The organism is Ramlibacter sp., from assembly GCF_029866045.1.
In the GTDB taxonomy this organism is placed as follows: Bacteria; Pseudomonadota; Gammaproteobacteria; order Burkholderiales; family Burkholderiaceae_C; genus Ramlibacter.
The window spans coordinates 1-7,907 of the sequence record NZ_JARXAB010000010.1 but is presented as its reverse complement, the minus strand read 5'-3'; the positions used below and the strand labels follow the sequence as shown (position 1 = coordinate 7,907).

General features: G+C 64.8%; 7 protein-coding genes and 1 pseudogene. 6 read left to right on the top strand and 2 right to left on the bottom strand.

Going from position 1 to position 7,907, the window contains the following annotated elements:
• From QE494_RS00605 to QE494_RS00595, 3 genes are all read left to right on the top strand, one after another.
• On the top strand, window positions 1-871 hold an 871-nt coding region (locus tag QE494_RS00605), incomplete at its 5' end, for a tripartite tricarboxylate transporter substrate binding protein (protein ID WP_300040431.1).
• 34 nt (window positions 872-905) lie between these two features.
• The gene (locus QE494_RS00600) at window positions 906-1,781 is read left to right on the top strand and encodes an MBL fold metallo-hydrolase (protein ID WP_300040429.1); all 876 of its coding nucleotides are present in this window, start codon (window positions 906-908) and stop codon (window positions 1,779-1,781) included.
• Between the two features lie 65 nt (window positions 1,782-1,846).
• Window positions 1,847-2,797 carry a LysR family transcriptional regulator gene (locus tag QE494_RS00595; RefSeq protein ID WP_300040427.1) on the top strand — a complete coding sequence of 317 codons (951 nt, stop codon included), beginning with the start codon at window positions 1,847-1,849 and terminating at the stop codon, window positions 2,795-2,797.
• A 24-nt stretch (window positions 2,798-2,821) separates the two neighbouring features.
• On the opposite strand, the gene fahA is transcribed toward QE494_RS00595, so the two are convergent.
• Together fahA and QE494_RS00585 are read right to left on the bottom strand one after the other, a co-directional pair.
• A complete protein-coding gene (gene fahA, locus QE494_RS00590; RefSeq protein WP_300040425.1) occupies window positions 2,822-4,141 on the bottom strand; it encodes a fumarylacetoacetase in 1,320 nt (439 codons plus the stop codon).
• A gap of 20 nt (window positions 4,142-4,161) precedes the next feature.
• Window positions 4,162-5,298 carry an FAD-dependent oxidoreductase gene (locus tag QE494_RS00585; RefSeq protein WP_300040423.1) on the bottom strand — a complete coding sequence of 379 codons (1,137 nt, stop codon included), beginning with the start codon at window positions 5,296-5,298 and terminating at the stop codon, window positions 4,162-4,164.
• Window positions 5,299-5,565: 267 nt separating this feature from the next.
• On the opposite strand from QE494_RS00585, the gene QE494_RS00580 reads away from it, so the two are divergent.
• The 3 genes and pseudogenes from QE494_RS00580 to QE494_RS00570 all read left to right on the top strand — a co-directional run.
• Window positions 5,566-6,474: a VOC family protein gene (locus QE494_RS00580; RefSeq protein ID WP_300040421.1), complete on the top strand. Its 909-nt coding sequence runs from the start codon at window positions 5,566-5,568 to the stop codon at window positions 6,472-6,474.
• A 19-nt stretch (window positions 6,475-6,493) separates the two neighbouring features.
• Complete coding sequence (locus QE494_RS00575) at window positions 6,494-7,453, top strand: fumarylacetoacetate hydrolase family protein (RefSeq protein ID WP_300040419.1); 960 nt, start codon at window positions 6,494-6,496, stop codon at window positions 7,451-7,453.
• Window positions 7,454-7,475: 22 nt separating this feature from the next.
• A pseudogene (locus QE494_RS00570) lies at window positions 7,476-7,907 on the top strand (amidohydrolase family protein); the annotation flags it as partial.

Here is a 7,907-nt window from a genome sequence, read left to right as displayed (position 1 = left end):
GCTGGTCGTTCCCTTTGCCGCAGGGCAAAGCATCGACGTTGTCCTGCGCGCCATCATCGAGCCCTTGAGCCAGGAAGCCAAGGTACCGATCTTGATCGAGAACCGGCCAGGCGCGGCCGGCTTCATCGCCGCCCAGGCAGTGGCCACGGCCCCCGCCGATGGCTACACCGTGCTGATCGGGTCGAACACCACCCACGCAGCCAATGCGTCGATGTTCAACAAGCTTCCCTACGACCCCATCGCCGACTTCGCGCCGGTGACCCTGATCAACAAAGGCGGGATGATCTTTGTGGTGTCGGCAACCAGTCCGATCACGAGCGCGCAGGACCTCCTCACCAAAGCCAAACAGTCGCCCGGCAAGCTGAGCTACGGGGCCTCCAGCTCGTCAAGCCGCATGTCGGCCGAGCTGATGCAGCAGATGGCCGGCGCCAAGGTTCAGTACGTTCCCTACAAGGGCTCTCCGCAGGCCATCACTGATGTGCTGGGCGGGACTCTGGACTTTGCGGTGGTCGACGTTCCCGCCGCGCAGCCGCTGATCCAGCAAGGCAGGCTACGCGGCTTGGCCGTCAGCACCCTGCGGCGCCATCCCACCCTGACCCAGGTGCCCTCCATGGCCGAGACCGGCCTCACCGGTTTCGAACTCGCCGCATGGTCCGCGGTATTCGTGCCAGCCGCCACGCCACGACCGGTCGTTGCGCGTCTGAATGCCATCTTCCGGGCTGCGTTGGGCAGTCAAACCGCACGCAGTTTTTACCAGCAGGCGGGCCTGACACCCGAGCCCACCTCGCCGGAGGAAATGGGCGCATTCATGCGCCGTGAGACGGAAAAGTGGGGCCAGTTGGTCCGCGCTGCCGGCGTGCAACCCGAATGATGGCTGCGGCGCGATCTGACCGCGAGAGGAACGTATGAGCCTTCTTGACTGGTCCTTCGGGATGAAGGAGCTGGCAGACGGCGTTTTCGCCTATGTTCAGCCCAATGGACCGCATGGCAATGCCGGCTACAGCAATGCGGGCCTGATCGTCGGCGACGACTATTGCGCCGTGGTGGACACCTTGGGCACGCGGTCCATGCAGCAAGGCTTTCACGATGCGATCAAGCGGGTCACCAACAAGCCGGTCAGCCGGGTCCTGCTTACCCATCACCACGCCGACCATGTGTTTGGCGTCAAGCGCTTCATGCCGGCCTGTGTGATCGCGCATCGGGCCTGCAGAAATCACATGGTTCAGGCCGGACAGGGTGACGTACAGCGGTGGGCGCGCAAGCGGCCTTTTTTCGCGCCTGACCTCGAGGGCATCGAGGTGGTGTATCCGGACCTCACCTTCGATGACCAGGTCACGCTGCATCTGGGCGTCCACGAGGTGAAGTTCTTTCACCCCGGGGTGGCGCATACCGACGGCGATGCGGTGGCCTGGCTTCCTGCGAGCAAGATCTTGTTCGCTGGTGACCTGTTTTTCAACCGGGTCTGCCCTGCCGCGTTTGCCGGCAGCCTGCAAGGATGGATCCAGGCGGTCAAAGACATCTTGCAGCTAGACGTGGATGTCATCGTCCCAGGACATGGCCCGGTGGCGGGCAAGCCCGAGTTGCGCCGCATGCTCGATTACCTCGAACTGATTCTGGCGCACGCCCGGGTCGGCTTTCTGGCCGGCACCGATCCCGAAGTCGTCGCCCACGAGATGCCGCTGGGGGAGCTGCGTGAATGGGCCGACACCGAGGAACGCCTGCTCGAGGACATTCGCCGCGCGTATGTCGGCTTCCAGGCGGAGACGGCTGGCAAGGCCTGAACGGGCAGGGCCGGAGGCCCTGCCGGACTAGTCTGCTAAAAAGGTGGCTCCACCGGAGCCCCCGCATGCATTTGCAGCGACTCGATCTCAACCTCCTCATTGCCCTCGACGCCTTGCTCACCGAGCAAAGCGTCACCAAGGCCGCCCAGCGCACGCACGTGAGCCAGCCGGCCATGAGCGGCGCGCTGACCCGACTGCGGGAACACTTCCAAGACGAACTCATGGTGCGGGTGGGGCGCTCCATGGTGCTCACCCCGTTCGGGGCTGGCCTCATGCCTCAGGTCACCGAGTTGCTGGCCCGGGTCACCGCCGTCGTCACCAGCCGTCCGGGCTTTGATCCGGCGACGACGGACCGAACCTTCACCATCACCGCCTCCGAATACCTGCTGACCGTCTTCGCGCCCTTGGTCACCGCGAAAATTCTGGCGGCCGCGCCAGGCGCCAGCCTCAACATTCAATTGCGCTCGCACGACCACGAGCAGCGCATGGCAATGGGCCATATCGACGCCGCATTGGGCGTTGGCGGGCTCACCCTGCCCCAACACCCCTGCACGCCTCTTTTCGTCGATGAATATGTGTGTGTGGCCTGCAAGGACAACCAGGACATTGGCGAAACGCTGAGTCTCGCGCAGTTCCTCGCTGCCCCTCAGGCCATGCGCGCAATGAGCCGGGACAACAGCCTCACCCTCGAGGATGCTTGGCTGCAGCAACAGGGCTATGTGCGCAAAGTGGCCCTGCTCGTGCCATCGTTCGACACACTCCCCCGGATGGTGATTGGCAGTCGCATGATTGCACCGATGCAAAGGCGCCTGGCCGAGATGAGCGCAGCCGCCCTCCCCATTCGGATCCTGCCCCACCCTGCCGCCGTACCACCGCTGGTGGCGATGCTTCAATGGCCGATGTTTCGGGAGGAAGACCCTGGAAGCCAGTGGCTGCGTGAGCTGATCGTCGACACCGCCCGGGAGGCCTTTGGCGAACCGCCGGCCCTGACGCATGGCGCACAAGCGAAGGCCTGAGAGGGCAGCGGTCAATCCGTCTGTCTATCGGCTCACGGCAGGCAGTATCTGCCCGCGGCAGGGTCCGAATCCGATGGACACCCGCCCCTCACGGTGGGCGCGGGCCTCCAGCATGGCCTGGTCGCCATCCGACAGGAATGTGCGCTCAAAGCCGGAAAAGCTCAGCTTGCTCCGGGTGGCGTCGTAGGCGTCGAGCAGGGCACCGAATTCGTCGGCGCCAGGGCCGCTGATCGTTCCGGTTCCAAGCACATCGCCCACCTGCAGATTGCAGCCGTTGGAGGTCTGATGCGCCACTATTTGCGCCGGTGTCCAGTACAGATAGCGAGCATGGCTGCGAGAGAGGGTGAAGGTGTCGGTCACGCCCGCAGGCTGCAGGTGCACGGCCAACGAGAGATCGAGCCCGCCGTCTGCCTGGTCGGCCGCATCGAGAAGGTAGTCCAGCGGCTGCGGGTCCGTCGCTGCGCGCGTGAAGGCGGGCAAGCGAAACGGCGCCAAGGCCTCCGGCGTAATGATCCAAGGAGAGACCGTGGTGCCAAAGCTCTTGCCAAGAAATGGTCCCAGCCGCTCGGACTCCCAGGACTGAATATCCCGGGCGGACCAGTCATTGAGCAGGCTGTAGCCAGCGATGTGCGCGGCGGCCTGCCCCACGGGAATGGGCTGGCCCGCCGGATTACCCCTCCCGATCCAAATGCCCAACTCCAACTCAAAGTCCACCTTGCGCGAGGGCTCGAAGACGGGTTGGCTCGCGCCCGCGGGCACGATCTGGCCCCAAGGGCGCCGAATGTCAGTGCCGGAGGGCTGCACGCTCGAGGCACGGCCGTGGTACCCAATCGGCACATGCCGGTAATTGGGAAGCAGGGCCTCCGCCATCGGCCGCCCGCGCCGGAGACCGCCGCGCGCTGAGTGGTAGATGCCTGCGTTGAAGTCGGAATAATTGCGCACCTGGGAGGGCAGCAACAGGGTGCAATCAGCGGACGCCCGGAGGAACTCGCCCTGGCGGCGGCGCGCCACCTCCCCCTGCGGCCCCTGACCATCGAGCACACGAAACACCTCGTGGCGCAGGGCCAGGCGCGCGGCTGCGGTCAAACCCACCGCATCGCTGGCCGAAAACAGCAACTCCTCCAGCTCTTGGCCCAGCGCACCTGGCAGAGGTAGCAATCCCATCGCACGAAGCGACCCGAGATCGACGATGTGCTCGCCGATCGCGACGCCCACACGGGGCCGACCGTCGGCCAGGGCAAAGCGCCCTAAGGGAAGGTTCTGGATAGGGAAGTCCGAATGGCCGTTGGCTGATTCGACCCAGCTGGTCTTGCCGGGGTCATGGGTAAAGTCGATGGTCTGCATAAGTTGTGTGGCTGCGCCTCTCAGATCGGAGCGCGCAAGGCCTCCAAAGTTTGGTTGCTGAGGGTAACGATGTCGGCTTGGGGGTCGGGCTTGCCTTCCCAGGCTTGCAATTGCCAGCGCCCGATCTGCAGCGAGTTGTGGACGATCAAGCGGCACCGCTCCCACCGCCGCGCCGTGTAAGCCTGCAGCGCTTGGTCGATGCTCGGCGCCTCGCCCAACAACTCACTGAGAACCACTGCATCCTCGAAGGCCATGGAGGCGCCCTGCGCGATATGCGGCGTGGTCGCGTGCGCTGCGTCGCCCACCAGCACCACACGCCCGCGATGCCAGGGGGCCGGCATCAGCAGCGGCTCCAGCGGGCTGTAGACGATGTCACTCGAGTCAGGCAGCGCGCGCGCCAACTCGCCGATGAGGCCGCCGTACTCGCCCAGGCGCTCGGCCAGCATGCCGCGCAAGCTGTCTCGCTCCAGCCGGGGGTTACCCGGTTCCGCCGTGAGCAGCAGCAGGTACATCTTGTCCTGGGTGAGCGGAATCAGGCCTGCCTGGGTTTGGGTTCCCGCGTACATCACCGCGCAGGGAACTTCGGCAGGCCGGTCGGCGGTGAAGCGCCAGCAGGCCTGCCCCATGAAGGTGGGCTGATGCTCGGCGCCGAAGACGGTGCGGCGCATCTCCGAACGAACCCCGTCGGCGCCCACGACCAGGTCGTAGCTGCCCACGCTGGCGTCGCTGAAGGTGACGTCGACCCGGGCGCCCGCTTGCTCGAGCCGGCTCACCGTCAGGCCCAGGCGAACGGGCACATTCAGGGCCAGCGCCTCGGTGCGCAAAATATCGTGCAGCACCGGACGCAGCACCCCGGTGGAGGAGGCGAATCGATCGCCCGACAAATTGGGTTTGGTGCGCTCCCGGACGAACTGGCCCTTCGCGTCGTAATAGCGGGTGGTCGAATAGGGGAAGCCCGCGTCCAGGCAGCGCTGCGCGAGCCCCAGGGTTTCCAGTGCACGCAGCGCGTTGGACTGCAAGATGATGCCCACGCCGTAGACGCCCCACTGCGGGTTGCTCTCGATCATTTCGCAGGCGATGCCACACCGGGTCAGCGAAATGGCCAGCGTCAGGCCGGCGATGCCGCCACCGACAATGAGAATCTTCTTGCTTGCCATCGCGAGATGGTAGGAGCGGGCCTTGGATGGGGGAAATCATTCCCCCCGATTGAATCCATCGGGCTGGTCGATGCACCGCAGGCATCAGCGCTCATGATGGCTTCGATCGAGCTAAACGATTTCTTGCAGGCCGCCGAGCAGGCTACGCTGGCGGATAGAAAGCACCCGAAGTCTCTCCAGCGAAGCCGCGCCTAACTGGGTCGCTGGCCCGGCTGGCGCGATTCGCCCGGGTCGCAATTGGCACTCGATTTGAACGAAGGGAATTTCATGGCAATCGTGGGTCTGGACGAGGTCACGCTGACCACCGAGGATCTCGCCGCTGGGCGGCGCTTTTTGGCGGACTACGGGCTGATCGAAGAACGTGCCGACGACAAGGAGCTCGTCTTTTGGGCCTCGGACCGCACGGGCGTGCGTGTCCGACATTGCGAAGACCCCGACCTGCCACCTGCGCCGGTCGGCGGCCCTACCATCCGCCTGGCGCGCTGGGGTGTTTCGGACCGCGCCGCCCTGGAGCGCATTGCCAAGGAGTTGGGTCGTGACCGGCCGGTGCAGGTCACCGGCGAATTGCTGATCTCGGCGGACGACGACGGCAACGCTATCGGCTTTCAGGTGACGCAACGGATCGAGCTGAAAAATGAACCCGCCAAGGTGAATGTACCGGGGGCGCCGCCCCAGCGCGTCGTCAACACGACGATCGACTTTGATGCGCCGATTGTCCCGGCCACGCTCAGTCACCTCGTGTACTACACCCAAGACGTGGCGCGTCTGGAGCGCTTTTACGTGGAGCGGCTCGGGTTCCGGGCCACGGACCGTTTCACCAATATGGGCTCCTTCATGCGCACGGATGGCAACCCCGAGCACCACCAGTTGTTCCTGGTGCAGCGCGCGCCCTTCAAGGGTCTGCACCACATCGCCTTCCACCTCAATGACATGAACCAGGTGATGCTCGCCGGCAAGCGCTTTGCCGACAAGGGCTATCAGACAGCCTGGGGCCCGGGTCGCCATATCTACGGGGCCAACGTGTTCTGGTACTTCAACAGCCCCTTCGGCGGCAATATTGAATACGACGCCGACATGGACGTGGTCGATGACCACTGGGTGCCCCGAGAGACAGCTCCCGGGCCATCGACCTCCAACGTCTGGAACTTCGGATACCCGCCGCCTCCCCGCCATTGAGTACGCCAAGGCAGTCGACATGAAACTCGTGCTTTACAAGAGACCCGGCGACGCGCTGCTGCCGGGATTGCTGCTTGAACGGGGCGTGGTCCCGATCGGGGCTTACCTGCCGGCCGGCCTGGCGGGGCAATCCGCCATGGTCTGGCTGATCGACCACTTGGACCAGGTACGCGCAGCCTTGAATCTGGCGGCCGAGCGCGATCACGCCATGCCCCATGAGCAGGTTCGTCTGGGCCCCCCGCTGCCTCAGCCACGCAAGATCCTCAACGCCATCGGCAACTACTGGGAACATGCGCAGCGAGACCCCAAGCCGCTGAACATGTTCCTCAAGAATCCCGACGCCGTGATCGGCCCGGGGGACACCATTCACTTGCCCGCCAATACCGCGCCGTCCTCCTTCATGCACGAGGCCGAGTTGGCGGTGGTGATCAAGGGACCGGCCAAGTCGGTGGCCCGCGCCGACTGGCGCAGCGCCGTCTTCGGCTACACCTGCATCATCGACGTCACCGCACGCGGCGAAGGGCGCCGCACCTGGGCACCCGGCTCGTCGATGAGTTGGATCGGCAAGTCGTTCGACACCTTCGCACCCATCGGGCCTTGCATCGTGACAGCCGACGAGATCGAAAATCCGAACGACCTCCATGTGCAGTTCTGGAACGATGGTCAACTTCGCCACAACTACAACACGGACGACATGGAACACACGGTCCCCGAGATCGTGGAGTTTGCCTCCGGAGTGATGACGCTCAACTCGGGCGACATCCTCTCGTGCGGCACCAACCATGAGGGACTGGGCTTCCTGCAAGACGGAGAGCAAGTCGAAATCTGCATCCACGGCATCGGCCGGATGAGCCTGCAGGTGGTGGACCCGCTCAAGCGCGAATGGGAACGCGGCGTCTATATGGGCCAGGACTCCACGCACCACGAGGCCGTCAAACGCTACCGACCGAATACGATCCTCAAGCCATCGAGTGTCTGAGCAACCGTCCGCAGGAGGAAATATGGAACAGTTCTACACCTGCGGGATCACCGCCTCCAACCCCACGGCCACGCCGCCGCGGCGGGACCGTCCCTCCGTCGTCATCGACATGCACTGCCACATGGTCGTGGCCGAGGCGGAAGCACTGGCCAAGGCGAATGGACCCGCAACACCCGAACCCACCCAGCGATGGGTCTCGCCCGAATCACGCCAAGTCAGCGCCGCGATGCTGGCCCGCACCCGAGGGCGCATTACTGGCGTCGACGAGCGGCTGGCGGCGATGGACGCTGGCGGTGTCGACATCCAGGTGATTTCCCCCGCGCCCGGCCATTACTGCTACTGGGCCGAGGAAGAATTCGCCAGAAACAACGCGCGCATGGTCAATGACCGCCTCGCCCACGTCGCACAAACCCACCCGGACCGCCTGATGGCCTTCGGCACGGTGCCCTTGCAG

Bases quoted from the DNA above. Each gene is read 5' to 3' on its own strand.
- QE494_RS00600 (WP_300040429.1), top strand. From the start codon at position 906: ATGAGCCTTCTTGACTGGTCCTTCGGGATGAAGGAGCTGGCAGACGGC.
- QE494_RS00595 (WP_300040427.1), top strand. From the start codon at position 1,847: ATGCATTTGCAGCGACTCGATCTCAACCTCCTCATTGCCCTCGACGCC.
- fahA (WP_300040425.1), bottom strand. From the start codon at position 4,141: ATGCAGACCATCGACTTTACCCATGACCCCGGCAAGACCAGCTGGGTC.
- QE494_RS00585 (WP_300040423.1), bottom strand. From the start codon at position 5,298: ATGGCAAGCAAGAAGATTCTCATTGTCGGTGGCGGCATCGCCGGCCTG.
- QE494_RS00580 (WP_300040421.1), top strand. From the start codon at position 5,566: ATGGCAATCGTGGGTCTGGACGAGGTCACGCTGACCACCGAGGATCTC.
- QE494_RS00575 (WP_300040419.1), top strand. From the start codon at position 6,494: ATGAAACTCGTGCTTTACAAGAGACCCGGCGACGCGCTGCTGCCGGGA.